Here is an 18,352-nt window from a genome sequence, read left to right as displayed (position 1 = left end):
ACTTTTTGAGAGTTACATCATTTCACTGTCCCCGTCCCATCAACATTCTTTTCCAAAGTTATCAAGCAATGCACGCACTTCATCTGTTAATTTCGTGTCCATCAATTGATTTCTTAATTCACCAGCTCCACGGAATCCTTTGACATGAATTTTGAAAAAGCGATGAAGCCCTGTGATTGAACGTGGCAGTGCTTCCGCATATTGATCTTGAAAATCAAGCAGCAGTCTTAAATGATCATGGTACTTTACTAATGAAAAATGTGTCAGTCCCTTGTCATTCTTATTATCTTTGGGCTAACGTCTAAATACGCATTAATGCGCCATTAGGCTTTGGTAACTCTTGATCTGCTATCTGATTCATTTTACAAAAATGTTCAAAAAATTGTTGTGCCAGCTCTCGTTCCTTTGGGTCACTTTTCAACGAAACTATATCAAGCAAAATTTGAGCTATCCATGAATTATCCAAATAACGGTATTTACCTGAATTCCATGTCATTTTGTGAGGGGATTTCTTATTTACATAATATTCCCAGAAAAGCATCTGATCCGATTCCTGTTCTGTAAGTTGGAGTCTGTATTTTGAATGAGCAGGAATATATCCATCTTCACAAAGCTTACCGATAAAATCTTCATTCACCATATAGACACCTAAGATACGCCTGTCTTTTTCAGGCATGCTGGAATCTATTGCTGTTAACAGGACAGCGCTATTTTGGTGCAAACGGATGGGTTTGTTTGGATTCCCCTTGTTATTACCACTTTTTATTACGCCTGAAAAAACCTTCCACTCTGAAAAAGAACTATTCTTTTCTTCTGTGTCACACCAAAAAACCATTTGTGATTCGGGATGAAGTTTATGATTTTTCATAAGTTTTTCATGTTCCAAGCGAAGTTCCTGGTTTTTTCGTTGAAATTTTTTTTCCTCTTCCTTTTTCCATTCTTCCTTTTTTCGTTCCATTTCCTTTTTTTGTAAAATTTTTTCGAGTGAATTAGCAACACTTTTATCATGTATTTTTAGGTGCTTTCCAAATACATCGGGGAAAACAAACTTTTTATTTTCCGATGCGAAATTTATTTCAATACTAGAATCATTATGTCTAACTATACTACCCATGCCAAAACGTTTGTGTGTAACTTTCTTATTGATTAGATTCAATATTCTAGTCCTCCTTGTAGAATAAAAACTCGGTTACTATTAGCAGTAAATTGATAATTTTATTCAACTAACTTACCTTTAAAGCTCACACAATTGCTTGAATTTTTCTTCGACTTTAAAAAGGATATTAAAAAAACGTATCCATAATTCTATCTGCAAAAAAATACAGCGGAATTCGGAATACGATTAAAAAAACAATTGTAAGACTATTATAACACTTTTTTGAAAATATTACAAACTTTTTATTGACAACACAATTTATCGTGAGGTAAAATGGAGTTTTATTCTCTGCACTCCCTTGAAATAGCTATGAAATAAAGGTCTCCAAAAAGTCGCGAAACTTCTGGAAAACCCCTATATATTTTGGTCATTTTATTATTCTCCGATTCCCCATTTTGTTCATTATACAAAAAAGCACCCTATAGGGCAGACCTTTTTTAGTGTCTACTCTATAGGGTACAGTTTAGTGGGTTAGTTGCCTTTCTTTAAAATGAGTTGCGAGATACACTCCACATGAGCTGTCTGCGGAAACATATCGACGGGCTGAATCATCTCAACCTTATAGCTAGAACCCAAAACATTAATATCCTTCGCCAATGTTGACGGGTTACAAGATACATACACAACCTTCTTCGGCTTCACTTTTAAAATCGTTTTTAACAGCTGTTCATCAAGCCCAGTACGAGGTGGATCCACAATGATTACATCCGGTCTCCATCCATCTTTCACCCATTTTGGCAGCAAGACTTCTGCTTTCCCCGCAACGTATTTGGCATGCTTGATACCATGGCGGGCGGCGTTTTTCTTAGCGTCTTCGATGGATTCTGGAATAATGTCCATTCCGCGGATTTCGGCGGCTTGGTCCGCTACCCATAAGCCAATCGTTCCGACTCCGCAATAGGCGTCCGCTACTTTTTCTTTCCCAGTTAAGCCAGCCGCTTTTTTCACTTCATTATAGAGCTTAACGGTTTGTTCGGGGTTAAGCTGGAAAAATGTCCGGGCTGATAGTTCGAAGGATAGGTCGCCAAGTGTTTCTTGGATGAAGTCATTTCCTTCCAAATTGACTGTTTCTTCACCAAAAATTAAGGATGTTTTTTGTCCGTTAATGTTTTGGATGATGGATTTCACTTCCGGGAGCCGCTTTTTAATTTCTTGGATGATGAGGTCTTTTTTCGGAAGTTCCTTTTTTGTCGTGATCAAGACGATTTGCAGTTCGCCTGTTTGAATGCCAACTCTTATCACGATCGTTCTAATTAGACCTTTTCTTGTTTTTTCATTATATATCGGGATTTTAAGGTCTTGCAGAATCCTTTTAACGGTTACAGTTGCTTTTGTTGTTTGCGGATGCTGAACTGCACATTGGTCAATATTGATTAGGCGGTGGGAGTTCATTCCGTATAGGCCAGCAAGGACTTTTCCGTCATTTAGCCCGACTTGAAACTGGCTCTTATTTCTGTAATTCCATGGGTCGTCCATGCCGATTGTTTCTTTAATATTGATTTGGTCTAGGTTCAGCTTCGTATGTCTTTCCAGTGATTGAATAACAATATCACGTTTTTCCTTTAGCTGCTGGCTATACTGTAAATGCTGAAGTTGGCAGCCTCCGCACTGTTCATAAATCGGACATGGCGGCTGGATGCGGTGCTCTGATTTTTTACGGATTTTCTTTATTTTTCCCTCAGCAAATTTTGGATTCACCTTCGTTGCTTCGACGACAACCTCTTCCCCAGGTAAAGCTCCTGGGACAAAGACAACCTGCTTCTTGAAATAGCCGACTCCCTCGCCATTAATTCCGAGTCTTTTGATAGTTAGTGGAAAAGTTTGATTCAGTTTGAGTTTTGCTGTTTGTTCTTGTTTCATGATGCTTGATCACTCCAGATTATTCTATGCTTCTCCATAAATATAGGGAAGCATAGCTTAAGTAAGGTTCCCAGCCTTTTGAGTATGATTCCATTTCTTCTAAAGCTGGTTTTGCTTCTAATTGATATAATTTTTTAATTGCATTTTGGATGCCGATATCCGCCATTGGAAAAAGATTCGGACGGCCGAGCCCAAACATGAGGAAATTTTGAACCGTCCACGGACCAACTCCGCGTAGTTTAATTAATTGTTTAAAAATGTCCTCATCTGATTTTGTTTTTAGTTCATCAAAGTTAAGGTTACCTGCCATGACTTCCTTTGCAATGCCAATCACATATTCAGCTTTTCGTCCGCTGAACTGGAGCTCGCGAAGATCCTCTACAGTAAGCTTGGCGACTTTTTCCGGTTGCGGGTAAAACCAAACGCCCTCTTTTTCAAATCCATACGTTTTGACGAACCGCTCTGTTAAAGTATGGGCAAAAGACATATTTAGCTGCTGATGGATAATGCATTTCAGCAAGCAATTATAGGGAGAAAAATCGAGAACAATGGGTGTGCCATGATGCTGTTCAAAGATTTCTTTAAGATCTGTATTCTTAAAATGCTCGCTAATCATTTCAAGTGGAGTATGCCATTGAAAAATTTCCGCTAGTCTTTTATCGGCTTTTTCCTTATATTGTCCCTCTGTCCCTTCAATCTCGAATTCGGGAGCTAAAGTTGTTCCAATTGCTTTTACTATTGCCACAATCGGTTCGCCTTCAATCAGCAGTGGCACTTTTACCGATCGATTGGCTATATCCACTTGATTAAGCGGGTCGATGGAAAGCCTGTCCAGTACAAGATCAAAATTGTAAGGGCCTTTTATCTGTATTGTTTCCAAGAATGATCCGTCCTTTAACCATTTTTCCGTAATTATAGCATTTTTCATTATGCTTTGACTAAAGCTGTATCTTGAAAATATAAAAAGACCCGTTATTGGGTCTAATTTTTAGCATATCCGCCAGATTTGGTCATATATCCGCCAGATTTTGATTATATCCGCCACTTTCATCAAGATATCCGCAACTATTCAAATATATCCGCCAGTGCTGCTGTTTATCGATCAGTTCCACCGTTTTATCAGCGACTTTTTCATTATATCAGCGACTTTCCAGTTTTATCAGCGACTTTCCTATTATATCAGCGACTTCCAGGTTTTATCGGCGACTTTCCCATTTTATCAGCGATTTCCTAGTTTTATCGGCGACTTTCTCATTTTATCAGCGACATTCCTATTATATCGGCGACTTCCTTATTACATCCGCTAGCCCCCACTTCAATAAAGCATTCTCTCCTCCACGCCCAAACTCATCATCAAATCATCCAAGCTTTTAAATGTATATCCCCGCTTTTTCAAATCCTGAATCGCTTTTTCCAGGGCGTCGGCATTGTCCTTGGATACGGTGTGAAGTAGCAGAATGGCTCCTGGATGAATTTGTTTCATAATATTATCGTAGGAATATTGCCAGCCTTTTTGCTGTTCGACAACCCAATCTTTAAACGCCAATGACCAGAAGATGTGGGTATAGCCATGCTTCTTCGCTACTTCAATCGTGCGTTCGCTAAAGATGCCGCGGGGCGGACGCAAGTAGGTCATCGTTTTAATACCAGTGAGTTTTTCCGTTTCTGCGCGAACCATTTCTAATTCTTCAGCGATTTTATCATTGCTAATTGTCGTCATATCGGGGTGATGATAGGAGTGGTTGCCGATATTATGACCTTCAGTTGCCATTCGCTTCACTAGATCGGGAGCGGTTTTCAAATAATGACCGGTTATAAAAAATGCTGCTGGCACCTTCTCTTTTTTCAATACGTCTAAAATTTTTGCTGTGTAACCATTTTCATAACCATTATCAAAAGTTAGATATATCTCTTTTTTCGTCGGATCCCCTTTGTAGTAGGCACCTAGCCGTTCGAGCAATTCATCCCATTCTTTTCCGGCATCAGCCGGCTGTTCATTGGAGGCTTTTTTAAATCCCCAATGAATGGGATTGTTGGAATACGCATAGACTGCTGATGAAAATAAGAAGAAAATAATACTTAGAATGCTTAGATGTTTGAACCATTTCATCATCTGCAATCCTCCTCTATTTTTTTCTTATTGTTTGTGTAAGCATGCAAAACATTCACAGCAATCGATGCCAAAAAACGGCATAAAAAATGCCCTAGCTAAAGGAATGACTAGAGCATTTTTTATTAGGTTTTGTTAATGAATATTGTTGGCTATCAAACCGCCTTATACATACCTGTTTTCGTCCCGAATAAAACCCGTTCGCATGCATGCATAAGGCTAGTAATCAATGGTCCCTAATATAGCCTTTTATTAAAATACACGCTCTTTAAACTGAGCAAGCTTCTCTAAAGAAGATTTATCAACATCAGCATGCAAGCTGTTTCCATGTGAATCCATTGTGACTACTGCAGTGAAGCCTTCTACTTTAAGATGCCACATGGCCTCAGGAATACCGAATTCCATTAAGTCCACACCTTCAACGTCTTTAATACAATCTGCATAGTATTGCGCTGCGCCGCCGATTGCATTTAAGTACACTCCTCCATGCTCTTGAAGAGCAGCCAATGTTTTCGGACCCATTCCGCCTTTTCCGATTACCGCGCGAATGCCGAATTTTTTCATGATATCGCCTTGGTATGGCTCCTCACGCGCACTTGTCGTTGGGCCAGCAGCCTTCACATGCCATTTTCCTTCAGCATCTTTCAGCATAACAGGACCGCAGTGATAAATAACTTGGCCATTTAGATCTACCGGTGCGTCATGGGACATTAAGTGATGGTGAATCGCATCACGGCCAGTGAATATTCTGCCGTTAATTTGAACAACATCGCCAACCTTCAAGCCACGAATTTGTTCTTCGGTAATTGGCGCTTGTAATGTAATAACCTCCGCTTTTGTTTCAGAAGCTGCTGCTGTTTCTTTTTCCGCTTCTGTTGCACCGAAGTCGATATTTTCACCTTCTTGGTACATCCACTCGTTAATTTCACCTGTTTCCGTATTGATCGCTACACCTAAACGGCGGAATGCCCAGCAGTTGTACGCAACAGATACGAAGAAGCTTGCAGGAATACGGTTCATGACCCCAATTTTACAGCCTAAAAGAGTTGTTTCTCCACCGAAGCCCATCGTACCGATGCCAAGCTTGTTCGCATTTTCCATGACATACTCTTCAAGTTTGCGTAAATCTTCATTTGGATTTACATCATCATTTGAACGGAATAACTGTTCTTTTGCAAGATCATAGCCTGAAGAACGGTCTCCACCGATGCCAACACCGATAAAGCCAGCGCTGCAGCCTTGTCCTTGTGCTTGATAAACCGAGTGCATAATACATTTGCGAATGCCATCAAGGTCACGGCCTGCACGTCCCAACCCATCAAGCTCACAAGGTAAGCTGTATTGAATATTTTTATTTTCACAGCCGCCGCCTTTTAAAATGAGGCGCGCGTCAATATAGTCGTTTTCCCATTGTTCGAATTTAATGACCGGAACGCCCGCTCCAAGATTGTCCCCGCTATTATCCCCTGTTAGCGAGTCAACTGAGTTCGGACGAAGCTTTCCATCCTTCGTAGCTTGTACGATCGCATTTTTAATTGCTTCCTTCATCACAAGCTGGTTCGCCCCAATTGGTGTCTTGATTTTGAAGGTTGGAAGACCTGTATCCTGACAAATTGGTGAAACATTATCGTCAGCCATTTTAATATTATTTGTGATCGTTGCTAAGCTCATCGCCGATCTTGTACCAGCACTTTCTCTTTCCTTTGCTGCTTTAATCGCACGGCGTACATCCCTTGGAAGCTTTGTTGATGTTTCAACAATTAGCTGATACATACTCTCTTGAAACTTTTCGATATTCATTCTCGTTCCCCTTCCCCTTTGAGCACGATATATTTTTTGAAAATAATTATTAATTGCGATTATATTATACTCCTAATGGGTAAGTAATTAAAGATAAAGCTTTTATTCTGCCGAAGGAAAAGATGGCCTTAAACAAAAAAGAGTCATTCAATACCGATTGACTATTTCCTCGGCAATAAATGACAAGTTGCAACAATTACTAATTAACTGGTAACTGAACAATAAAAGTAGTTCCTTCATTTTCTTTACTATTCACATCTATATGACCATCATGCAATTTAACAATCGTCCAAACAATGGATAAACCAAGTCCTGTTCCCTCGATTGTTCTAGTACGTGCGGTATCTGCCCGATAAAAACGATCAAATATCCTCTCTATTTCTGTATGATTCAATCCTATTCCTGTATCTTTGAAAGTTACTACTATCGTTTCTCCTCTTTCTTCAATTGATATTTCAATACTGCCATCAGGTTTATTATATTTAATGGCATTTGTTAATAGATTATCCCATACGGTATTGAGTAAGGATGAGTCACCGATGATTTTCGTATCTGGTAAGGAGTAGCTAAGCATAATACCCTTTTCACTTACTAGCCATTGATAATTTCGTATCAATTCCTTCATTTGCTGACCAACATTGAATGGCTTTTTCTTCACAATATCATCATTACGATCTAATGAGGCAAGAAGTAATAATTGTTTAGTTAAATTCGAAAGCCTGCTAATTTCATCATGAATGATTGAAACATAATGGCCTCTTTCTTCAAGACTTAATGATTCTTTTTCCAATAAGTTCGTATATCCTTTTATATTGGATAGAGGTGACTGAATATCATGCGAAATATTCGAAATGAACTCCTTTCTTGTTTCATCCATTTGTTCTAATTTACTTGCCATTCGTAAAAAACTTCGGGAAAGTTCTCCTAATTCATCGTGGCGAGTCGTATTAAGTTCAACATTGAAATCGCCTTTGGAGAGTAATTTTGTGGCTGTTGTTAGCTTTGAAATTGGTTTTACTAAATATTTTGTACTAATAACGACCATGACAATGCTCAAAATAATTGTTAGGGCAAGCAGCCATCCAAATAAAAAATGCATCTCATTAAAAAGAAGTTTAATATCCGGCCTTATGAAAAGAGCATAATTTCTTCCACCATGTGCTAATGGAACACCAATAGTATTCTTTAATTCATTTGCAAAGAAACCTGTTACAAACGTTTGTTGTGGAAAATGAAGAATACCATGATAAGTATTGCCGTTTAGTACATATTCTTTAGTAGAAACTGCAAGACTTTTATCCCTGAATGGTTTGCCAAAAGTAGCCTCTTCTCCAGCGTTGTCCACCAAATAAATTTGATATCCAATGGATGATATATTCTCTAAGTATTCGTTCAAATTTATATTCGGGTGCTTGTTAGTAAATTCAGATATAGATTGAGCAATTTTGGTGATTTTTTGATCGTTATAAGGCTTTAATTTTTGTTGATAATAAGTGTTGGATATGAAAAAAGCTAGAATACTGCTTAAAATCATAATTCCAATCGTAATGACAACAAATTTCACATAAAGAGTTTTCATTCCCGCTTTGCCTCCAGTGAGTATCCAACCCCTCGAACCGTTTTTATTTGAAAATCATCTGTCAATTTAGAAAAACGTGCTCTTAATCGTTTTATATGAACATCTACTGTTCGGTCATCTCCTTCGTAATCTAAACCCCAAATATATTCAATTAAGTGGTCTCTGGAAAACACTTGCATAGGTTTTGACATTAAAAAATACAAAAGTTCAAATTCCTTTAAAGGTAAAAGGATCGTTCGGTCCCCAATCTGCACTTCATAGCTATTTTTATTCATGGTTGTACTACCTACACGAACAATAGATTCATCTAGTTTCTTATCATATCGCCGTAATAAGGCCTTTATCCGAAAGCTTAATTCCTTCAGTTCGAAAGGCTTCACTAAATAATCGTCCGTTCCTGCCTGAAATCCTTGCTCCTTATCCTCGATTTGATTTTTCGCTGTTAAAAGGATGACCGGAATATTACACTGCTTGCGGATCTCTTGCGTTAAAGTATAGCCATCCATAAAAGGCATCATGACATCCACCACTGCTAAATCACATATTTCCTTATGAAGAATCTCCAAAGCTTCGATTCCGTTTTTTGCTGTGAATGTTTTATAACCTTGTTCAGATAAATGAATTTGTACAAGCTTTAAAATATGGATATCGTCATCAACAATTAAAATGTTCGTCATCATGATTACTCCTATATTAGTAAAAATTAAACCCTTTCTTCTAAAACTCTATATAAAAAAATAGCCCCGCGCAATATGACAGGACTGGATAAAAAATAATATTAATTTTATGCCATTTCCTTTGGTGCAAGGTTTGAATCTTTATTATACAGAATGAGACCATCGCTCATTTTAATGATATGATCTGCATAAGAAAGCATCTCTTCGTCGTGGGTAACCATCAAGGTAGTAATGTTCAGGGTTTTCGTTAAATCTTGGATTAATGACATGACATCTTTAGATCTTTTTGAATCTAAACTTGCCGTTGGTTCATCTGCGAAGAGAACTTTAGGCTTGTGAATCATTGCACGAGCAATGGCCACTCGCTGCTTCTCTCCACCTGACAATGAAGATGGATAGGCATTTTTCCGATGGTCCATTCCAACTAATTTTAGAATGCGATCAACTTCTCTTTTTTGTTCTTGTTTCTTTAATTTCGATTCAGAAACATCTAGCATGAGCATTAATTGTTCAGCTACTGTGAGAAAAGGAACAAGATGGGCAAATTGAAAGACAAAACCAAATTTACTTGCTCGTACTTTTCGAACTTGCTCTGAACTCATGACAGTCATATTTTTCCCTTCGAATATGATTTGTCCCTCTGATGTAGGCTGAAGTCCCGCAGCGATTGTAAGAAGCGTACTTTTACCAGAGCCTGATGCACCCACTAATGCTGTTACCTCACCCTCTTTCAGGGTAAGATTAATTCCTTTTAATATTTCTTCCTCTACCTCACCATTTATAAACGTTTTTCTAACTTTATCAATTGTAAAAATTTCCACATTAAACCTCTCCCTGTTGTATCGCTTGTAATGGTTCGACTTTTTTTATTTGTAGCCCTGATAGTGAAGCCCCAATAAATCCGATAACTAGGAATACGAAAGATAACTGCGCTGTTGTTTCAAGAGGTAAACTAAAAGGCATTCCTTTTGGCGCAATTAATTGAAAGACTTGACTGAGTAAAATAGACATAACAAGTGAAGTAACTGTAATGAAAACCATTTGAGTCCACATCATATTGAACAATTTACTTGTTTTTAGACCAATTGCTTTTAAAATACCGTATAAACCCATTTTTTGAACGTTCATCATATAGAAAAAGATAGCAAACAACATTCCACTAATGACAACTAAAAACCAAACAATCATATTTAAAGAAAGCTGTTCTGCTTTATAACTTGAAATCGTATGGAGAAAATCTTTCTTTGAAAATGATTGTAAGCCCGTGAATCCTTGTGAAGAATCTCCTCCAGGTAGGAACATCAATTGCATTTCTTCCACTCGGTAAATTTCTTTGTAATCCTCCATATTAATATAAGCAACAGGGGCATGACTGTATTTCTTTTGATCAACAAAACCCTTTACAATAAACTTGCCGCTAAATTGATTATTCGTTAATATATCTCCAACCTTGATCCCTTTATCCTTTAAAGTTCGATCTAGTATGATTTCCTCGTGTTTCACATGTTTAAATAGTTTTGAATCAGTGGATGTAACGAAAGCAATGCTATGTTGCTTGCCAGTCGTATCATTTAAAAAGCCCATTTGAATGGAAAAAGCTACAGCATCTTTTTGTGTATTTAATATTTCATCCTGAGTACGGCGATCTATTTTGGACAGATTATAAGTTTCATCTGCATCTTTACTCATGTAAAATTGGCCCTCTGGTAAATCTTTAATTAGGGCAGCGTTGTCTTGTGATAATCCATTTGCTAAACCTGAAATCATAAAAGTTAGGAAACTAACAAGAAAAACAATGGAACCTAAAATCATAAATCTTACTTTATTTTTCTTCATTTCTTTCCATGCAAGGTTCATCATTCATTCCTCCATTCTCGTTTGACAAACTTAGACTAAACCTCCATTGTGAACGGAAGATGAACAAATCTTTACATATATAACGAAACTGGAATGAATTTCATAGAACATGTTTGGTTAAATTAGCTGGGTATTTTTTTGTACAAAATAAAAAGAGCCAAACGGCTCTTTATTCATCACGATTATTAAATTCGCGGCATTTCGATTCAATATCGTCAATAATTTCGATTAAACGATCGATGTCCTCAAGATCCGCCTCTTCTGGCTCAATTGCATCAAGTACATCAAGGAACATATTTAATCGTTGTTTTAAAAATACTACTTGGTTGTTTTTATCTTGTATATTACTTCCCAAAAAAGCTCTCTCCTTTCACTACGTTACCATCCTACCGAAAAATTCCTTTAGGCGCAAATTGTTTTTGTTTATATTATGACCAATTGATTGCGTTTTTTTCGGGTGAGGATTAGAGAGAAGTTTAAACTAAATAGGGATTCTACTTAAAGAGTAGTCTTGAACAGCTCCTGGCGACCGTTTTTCATATGACTCACCTTAAACGGTTAACATGAACAGCTCATGGCGACCGTTTTTCGGAAGACTAACCATAAACGGTTACTATGAACAACTCATGACTACCATTTTTCAAATGACTCACCTTAAACGGTTACCATGGACAGCTCATGGCAATCATATAACCTCTTTCTCACTACTTCCTATATTCCACCCACAGCTTGCCGTCCCGATTCTCCATTTGAATCCCTTTCCAGCCTTCAGACAGCTTCAATTGCTGTGCAGCAGTATCCTCCATCGGAATGAAAGTGCTCTCCGTCCACTCCAGATCAGCTTGCTCAGCCAAATCCATAACAAAAATATAGCGCAAGCTCCCGCCATACTTCTCTTTTAATGCCGCAATCCGCATGCCTTGAGAAAATTTGTCCTTTAAGCTCGGAATATTAAAAGGAGCAACAGTACAGCAAACATAGTGATAGCCGTGATTATTCTTAGATAACTCTTTCATAATCACTTTAGCTAATGTTTTCTGAAGCTGATTTCCACGGTAATCTGGAAGGACATTTGAAATTTCCTGATAAATCACTTTTGAAAGATCCGATTCTGGCAGACCAATATCCAGCCCTAAATGCTCTTCATCCATAATAGGTACTAATAATGCTCTGAACGCGATTAGTTTTTTCCCATCAAAAGCGCCAATCATCATTCCATTTCCTTCTAAAATATAGCGAAACTCTTCCTCTGTCAGCGGCTGCAGCGTACTTTTTCCGTTCAAGTGGGCAACAACCTGCTCCTGCACTTTTAATATTTTTCCTAAATGTTGCATTGTTAATTGCTGTACGAAAAATGGCACTGTTTGCCCATGTACATTTAGAGTTCCTTCATATAGTTTACTCAATTCACTCTCACTCCCTAGCGAACGACATCCTGTAAGACAGTTAATTCGTTCAGTATCTCTTCATTTACATCTACGCCTAACCCCGCTTTTTCAGTTAAACGGATAAACGGAACATCATAATGCAAGTTGCCGACATCCTTTGAGAATTTCAATGGACCTGTTAACTCTACCCTTGTAATCACTTTTTTGGAAAAAGCAACATGGAAACCGGCTGCTGATCCAATAGAAGACTCGACCATCGACCCGATTTGACACTCAATGCCAGCAAGCTCTGCTTGATGAGCAAGCTTGACCGCAGGGTAGATGCCCCCACACTTCATTAATTTAATATTTACCTTATGTGCCGCACGTTTTTGAATAATCTCTAACATTTCGCGCTGACCTTTAAGACCCTCGTCAATCATAAGAGGAATCGTTGTTTTCTGATTAATTTCAACCATTCCATCGATATCATCCGCCACAACCGGCTGTTCTACCCAATCGAGGTTACAATCACGCAATTGATTCAATGCAACAATGGTGTTGGCGCTATTTTTCCAGCCTTGATTTACATCAACGCGAATGGCGATGTCCTCACCGACACGCTCACGAACAGCTTGAATACGCTCAACGTCCTTTCTTACATCTGTTCCAACCTTCATTTTAAAAGAACGATAGCCTTGCTCTAGCATTTCAGCCGCTTCACTTGCCATCTTTTCAGGTTCAGCGATGCTCAACACATGTGTAATCGGAAACTCGTCATGATAACGGCCGCCAATTAACTGATACACGGGCTGTTGCATTTTTTTGCCCATAATATCAAAGCAGGCAATATCGATTGCTGCCTTAGCAGTTGGCGCTCCATAAATTGATTTATTCATAATATCGTGTATTTTCTCAATCTCCATTGGGTTTTGACCGATAAGAGCAGGAGCTAGTGTATGTTTTATAATTTGAAAAATACTTTGCAATGATTCCCCAGTTACATGCTCGTCAGCCACTCCCTCTCCATAGCCGATAATTCCCTCGTCTGTTTCAATCTTAACGATCAATGATGGCATGTCATTGTAAGAATGATAGCTGACGACAAAAGGAACATGAAGCGGTAAATGAATGGCGTGAAGATGAATAGCTGTAATTTTCATATAAATTTTCCTCATTTCTGTATAAAATTTTCAACTTTTTTGATATAGTTGTCGTTAAATAGTCGTTAATTAAAAAAATAAAAATTCTCCTATAGAGGTGAACGATGCAAACGAGAATTGCTATTATAGGGTCTGCTGAATTCTTCGATCGAATTCAATCTGTGTCTCATCAAGTCTCCAATATTGAATTGGACGGATATATTTATCAAAATCCGCAGGAAGCTTCACAATTATTGAAACAAATTAAGCCTTGTGATGTCATCTTCCTTTCTGGAACATTGCCATATTTATTTACAAAAAAGCTACATGATCAGCTGCCCATTCCAGTCGTCTATTTGGCACAGGATGAAATGACAATTGCTTCTACCCTTCTTGCGGTATTATACCATAAGAATATTCCCTTTGAGCGCATATCTATCGATTTATTTGACTCTTCGATTGTGTCAAACGTGCTGGATGCTATTGATATTGAAACTGGACCTCTGCACATTATGGACTATGGAAATATTTTACTTAGTGAGCTATTTAAGTTTGACGAGCTTGTGACCTTTCATCATTCATTATGGAAGAAGGGAGAAATCGATTTAGCCATCACGAGTGTGCATGCTGTTTATGATCAATTATTTACTCTCGGTGTACCCGTTATACGGATGGCTGACCCGAAAACAACATTAATTCGCGGTCTGCAGGAAGCGAAGGCGAAAGCTGAATATGTGAAAAGCCAGTCCGCTCAAGTCGCTGTTGGGTACATTTCCGTAAATTCATCCAATGGAGAGCAACGGAAAAGCATTGATATTTTTGCCCATGAAATCTTTGCAACAGTCCAACAAAGAAATGATTCTTTATTTGTTTTGTACAGCACTCGCGGTGATATTGAAGCATTAAACCCTAATGATTTTAGTTTTTTAGAAAATCAGGAAATCTTCATCGGATTCGGCTACGGCGCTACCATGAAAGAAGCGGAAAAAAATGCCTTAGTTGCTTTAAGCTTTGCTGAAAAGAATCATCATTCCTGTTATATTCTAACTGAAAATAAAGATTTGCTTGGGCCTTTTCCTCACTCACAAAAACAACAAAAACTTGTAAATGATCATCCGGATTTATATTTAATTGCTCAAAAAGCAAAATTGAGTCCAGCAAATCTAGCAAAAATCATTGATTTTGCCAAGGATAGCGGGTGGCAGCATTTCACCTCCGCTGATTTAGCAGACTACCTTCAAGTCTCAAGACGTACAGCGGAAAGAATGATTAAAAAGCTCGTTGACCATGGCTATATCCAAATTGTCGGCGAAGAAATGACCTATCAGCAAGGACGGCCCCGTGCGTTATATAACTTGAATATCCCGATAGTTTTTTAAATCGGTGGGTCGGGGGGAATCCCACTCCGACCTCCACTAATTTAGAAATAGCTTTTGTATTAGTTAAAGCCCTTACTACTCTGTAAAATTAAAGACAAGTGAATGTACCCTTTTATTGTGTAGAGTAGATGTTTGTCTTTAATGTCACACATTAAATAAAAAGTACATCACTTATAAATGAAGTGCTCCCTGTCAAGTAGACAGTGGAAATAATAAAAATTGATTTAAGCGGCTTTGGCCCTATATTCCATAGGGCTAAGGCCGTTTAGTCGTTCTTGATAACGTTTGTGATTTTTAACCTGTCTACCTTAAGGGGAGCATATCAAAATAGTGGTGTACTTTTTATTTATTAGACCTCTATATGACCTCATTTTTACAACAACTTGCAGGAATTTTTCTTATTCCACAATCGGGCCAGATTGTTGAAGATAACGTGTTTAAATTGTGGACTTTTACTTAAAAAAGGATTGACAGGGATTAATGCTTTTTAGGGTAAAATGTACGTCAATAAATATAAGCGAACCCCTAAGATACCCATACGTCAAGGAGTAGAAGATATCGAGGGGGTTAGCTACAATTTTAGGTAGAAACAGTAACCGTGTGATCAACTGCAATCTGCTTACCGAAATGACTTTCGCAGTTTCCTACGAGCAAGAGCGCTCGTTTTTATTGATTAAGTAACAAACAGAGTCATTTAATTCCCATGGTACTACACCTTAGAAGGCAGGTAACTACAGTGCTTACTTTTAATTTCTACTCTCTTCCGAAAATAGGACGTTTAAAGAACGCAACTAGACGTCCCTGATAAGGAACAACTGACGTTAGTTCCCAGTTATTGTGTCCCCAAAGAGAAAGAGCATGATCAAGCATCCCCTCGCTCATTTCGGGGTTATCGATTTCAAGATAATCTCCCAATCCAACCTCAACACTGTATTCCCAACCTTGCTCCTTTTGTTCGTCATTGTCGATTTTTTCTGTTAAAAATGTACCAGTGAATTCGTTATATTTGGTGATGCGGTTGGAAGCACGGGAAAGCGCCTCGACGATCTCGCTTTTTTCCGTTTTCTCAAGTGCTATGATATCAGGTGAACGAGGTATACGAAACTGCGTATGATCGTGAAAGACACGGGTGACCAAGCTCCCTATTGGAGTACCATCGGCTTGTTTGCAAATATGCCACATGCACCGTTCCCGTTCTTCCGGCGGCCCCCAATACTCCACGGAAGAAGCCAAATGATCAGACTCCAAGACAAACCCTTCACGCTCAATTTCTTTGATCAAAGGCCCGAACAACTTACGTCCGAAGATACCATAGGCAAATTCCCCTGACTTATCAAATGCATCCTGAAACTCCGATTTATATTCTTGCAATACGGATTTCCAATTATTCCGAGTATATTGCTTCATGTAATTTGCAAGCGTATAAATAGTAATCCCTTTATTTTGCGAAAGAACTTCTTTCAGTGAATTCATTGAAAAAACACCTCTCAATTTATTTTTTCTCTCACTCATATAAGACATCCGCGTCTAACGGTTACTAATAATGTGCATATGCATTGAACTATTACTGTAGTTTTTGAATATATTATGTTTAACAAGAATCTTATCTCGTTTACTAAATATCTTATCTCGTGAGATATATTATTTATATGCGGAGGTTTTCAAAATGTTAAAAGAAAATTTATCGAGGGAACAATTATTAGAATTATTTAATGAGGAATTGAGGAACTTCAGCACGGAAACCATCATGTTCCATCAAAACGTAGCTGAAAGACTGGGCTTGAATTCGACAGATCACAAATGTCTGGATATTATCTTGCAGAACTATCCGATGACTGCTGGCAAGCTGGCCGAAATGACTGGCTTTACGACAGGAACTGTTACTGGCGTGATTGACAGGCTTGAAAAAGCTTGTTATGTGTATAGGGATAAAGATCCGAAAGATCGCAGAAGGGTCATGATTAATGTACATTTTCAAAAAGTCGAGAAAGAGATTCTCCCTCTCTTCGCTTCTTTTAGCCAATCAATGAGAGAACTATTCGAAAAATATAATGATCAGGAGATTAAATTTCTTTTTGACTTTGTAGCCCGCAGTCGAGCTATACTTCACGAAGAGTCAAAGAAAGTAAGATAAAGTGGAAATCATTCAACCGACAACCGGTATCCTTACAGTTTAAGTTGGATTAGGCATGCCGTGCATTTGGAAAGACACGTGGGTAATCTAAAATAGCCAAAAACGATGTTCAACAATCGGGCGCTTTTCTGAAATAAGGAAAGTGTCTTTCTTCTTGAAAAGGGCAAGATTGTTGCATAAAACTTAGATTTAAACGACTTTTATTGTTATTTTTTAGTTCGGTGAAGTATTTTTCATCAAAAATTAAACAACTTTATTTTAACCCCGTTCTGATTTTAGGACGGGGTTATGCTTATTTAAGGTTTTTAATTAAATAACTTTATTGTCACTCTACAGGAAGAACCATCTTTTCTACATTTATTGAACTATCGATTCCCGTTAGCTTAATAATAACTCACCATCATTTGGTAAACCTACCCAGCCGACTTCTTTGATAATGAGTAAATGGTACTTGTATTATTTATGTTGCGGTTTCTTTTATAAGATTCGCTTCTCTTGCCAGAAGTAGAGTATAGTAGGAGTAGTTGAAAATATATTCCAGGAGGCTACAGCCATGTCACAGGAGATTTGGATTAACCTGCCGGTCAAAGATGTTGAGAGGTCAACTGCCTTTTTCAATGAGATTGGATTCCATGCGGTGAGCGTTGGTAACGAGAGAGCCAAGCTTGCCATAGGACAAACAACGATTCTACTGTTCCCGGATGCGGCGTTTGAGAAATTTACAGGTTCAAAAACCGCAGATACTTCCCATAGCGCAGAAGTAATATTTTCCATTGGCGCTGAAAGCAGAGAAGAAGTAGATGCATTTATTCAAAAAGTAGAGTTTGCCGGAGGAAGTATCTTTGGCAAGCCGAGTGAAATTGATGGCTGGATGTACGGCGCAGGATTTGCCGACCTGGACGGTCACCGCTGGAACCTGCTGTACATGGATGAGAGCAAAATGCCGAAACGCTAATATGGAAACTCCGGTCACCTACTTAAGGTCACCGGCTTTTTTCTACTCCCCGTATAATCTCATATCTGTCATTCAATCCAAAATCGTTGCTTAGAAGGAAAAATTCGTGAGTTAAACTAATACAAATCAACTGTATTAGCCCGTGTTAATTTATTGGTCTTACATAAATTGTATTAACACATATTAGAACTAACCTATGCACAATAAATGGGAACCTCATTTATATACGTGACGGTGAACCGTTTCACAAGATAAAGACATACCTTGTTGTTCCACAATCGGGCGCATATCCGGAATAAGGATTAGTGTCCTTTCGTATAATCGATAAGTGAAAAC

At 38.2% G+C, this 18,352-nt stretch carries 16 protein-coding genes and 1 pseudogene; 3 read left to right on the top strand and 14 right to left on the bottom strand.

Translation table 11 applies throughout. The features are described 5' to 3' along the window. Nucleotides 1–39: 39 nt before the first annotated feature. From F7731_RS26845 to F7731_RS11460, 13 genes and pseudogenes are all read right to left on the bottom strand, one after another. Nucleotides 40–246: pseudogene (locus F7731_RS26845) on the bottom strand (tRNA-dihydrouridine synthase); the annotation flags it as partial. A gap of 55 nt (nt 247–301) precedes the next feature. After that, entirely contained in the window at nt 302–1,156 is an 855-nt protein-coding gene (locus tag F7731_RS11515; RefSeq protein WP_151534931.1) for a malate synthase, read from the bottom strand. Nucleotides 1,157–1,627: 471 nt separating this feature from the next. Further along, nucleotides 1,628–3,016 (bottom strand): 23S rRNA (uracil(1939)-C(5))-methyltransferase RlmD, encoded by a 1,389-nt coding sequence (gene rlmD / locus F7731_RS11510; RefSeq protein WP_151534930.1) that lies wholly within the window; start codon nt 3,014–3,016, stop codon nt 1,628–1,630. A gap of 19 nt (nt 3,017–3,035) precedes the next feature. Continuing rightward, nucleotides 3,036–3,944 (bottom strand): DNA-3-methyladenine glycosylase family protein, encoded by a 909-nt coding sequence (locus F7731_RS11505; RefSeq protein WP_212031176.1) that lies wholly within the window; start codon nt 3,942–3,944, stop codon nt 3,036–3,038. A gap of 387 nt (nt 3,945–4,331) precedes the next feature. Further along, nucleotides 4,332–5,126, bottom strand: coding sequence for a delta-lactam-biosynthetic de-N-acetylase (gene pdaA / locus F7731_RS11500; protein WP_151535161.1), 795 nt, complete (start codon nt 5,124–5,126; stop codon nt 4,332–4,334). A 252-nt stretch (nt 5,127–5,378) separates the two neighbouring features. Then, nucleotides 5,379–6,926, bottom strand: coding sequence for a fumarate hydratase (locus F7731_RS11495; protein ID WP_151534928.1), 1,548 nt, complete (start codon nt 6,924–6,926; stop codon nt 5,379–5,381). A gap of 199 nt (nt 6,927–7,125) precedes the next feature. Next, complete coding sequence (locus tag F7731_RS11490; RefSeq protein ID WP_151534927.1) at nt 7,126–8,505, bottom strand: sensor histidine kinase; 1,380 nt, start codon at nt 8,503–8,505, stop codon at nt 7,126–7,128. Beyond that, nucleotides 8,502–9,182, bottom strand: a complete 681-nt coding sequence (locus F7731_RS11485) for a response regulator transcription factor (RefSeq protein WP_151534926.1) — start codon at nt 9,180–9,182, stop codon at nt 8,502–8,504. Before F7731_RS11485 ends, F7731_RS11490 begins: the two co-directional genes overlap by 4 nt. A 107-nt stretch (nt 9,183–9,289) precedes the next feature. After that, the gene (locus F7731_RS11480; RefSeq protein ID WP_151534925.1) at nt 9,290–10,003 is read right to left on the bottom strand and encodes an ABC transporter ATP-binding protein; all 714 of its coding nucleotides are present in this window, start codon (nt 10,001–10,003) and stop codon (nt 9,290–9,292) included. 1 nt (nt 10,004) lies between these two features. Beyond that, nucleotides 10,005–11,039 carry an ABC transporter permease gene (locus F7731_RS11475; protein ID WP_151534924.1) on the bottom strand — a complete coding sequence of 345 codons (1,035 nt, stop codon included), beginning with the start codon at nt 11,037–11,039 and terminating at the stop codon, nt 10,005–10,007. Nucleotides 11,040–11,208: 169 nt separating this feature from the next. Beyond that, a complete protein-coding gene (locus F7731_RS11470) occupies nt 11,209–11,394 on the bottom strand; it encodes an SE1561 family protein (RefSeq protein WP_151534923.1) in 186 nt (61 codons plus the stop codon). Between the two features lie 349 nt (nt 11,395–11,743). Continuing rightward, entirely contained in the window at nt 11,744–12,445 is a 702-nt protein-coding gene (locus tag F7731_RS11465) for a GNAT family N-acetyltransferase (protein WP_151534922.1), read from the bottom strand. Nucleotides 12,446–12,459: 14 nt separating this feature from the next. Continuing rightward, the gene (locus F7731_RS11460; RefSeq protein ID WP_151534921.1) at nt 12,460–13,569 is read right to left on the bottom strand and encodes a mandelate racemase/muconate lactonizing enzyme family protein; all 1,110 of its coding nucleotides are present in this window, start codon (nt 13,567–13,569) and stop codon (nt 12,460–12,462) included. A gap of 104 nt (nt 13,570–13,673) precedes the next feature. Here F7731_RS11460 and F7731_RS11455 point away from each other — a divergent pair, with 104 nt between their 5' ends. Further along, the gene (locus F7731_RS11455; protein ID WP_151534920.1) at nt 13,674–14,927 is read left to right on the top strand and encodes a helix-turn-helix domain-containing protein; all 1,254 of its coding nucleotides are present in this window, start codon (nt 13,674–13,676) and stop codon (nt 14,925–14,927) included. 753 nt (nt 14,928–15,680) lie between these two features. On the opposite strand, the gene F7731_RS11450 is transcribed toward F7731_RS11455, so the two are convergent. Next, the gene (locus F7731_RS11450; protein ID WP_151534919.1) at nt 15,681–16,400 is read right to left on the bottom strand and encodes a DUF6022 family protein; all 720 of its coding nucleotides are present in this window, start codon (nt 16,398–16,400) and stop codon (nt 15,681–15,683) included. A 193-nt stretch (nt 16,401–16,593) separates the two neighbouring features. Between F7731_RS11450 and F7731_RS11445 the strand changes: the two genes are divergently transcribed. Both F7731_RS11445 and F7731_RS11440 read left to right on the top strand, forming a co-directional pair. After that, a complete protein-coding gene (locus tag F7731_RS11445; RefSeq protein WP_151534918.1) occupies nt 16,594–17,061 on the top strand; it encodes a MarR family transcriptional regulator in 468 nt (155 codons plus the stop codon). Nucleotides 17,062–17,614: 553 nt separating this feature from the next. After that, entirely contained in the window at nt 17,615–18,016 is a 402-nt protein-coding gene (locus F7731_RS11440) for a VOC family protein (RefSeq protein ID WP_129731953.1), read from the top strand. The last annotated feature ends 336 nt before the right edge of the window (nt 18,017–18,352 follow it).

The sequence above is a fragment of the Cytobacillus depressus genome (assembly GCF_008923245.1).
GTDB lineage: Bacteria > Bacillota > Bacilli > Bacillales > Cytobacillaceae > Cytobacillus > Cytobacillus depressus.
Note: the sequence above shows the minus strand (reverse complement) of the source record. Positions and strands in the feature narration are given on the sequence as shown.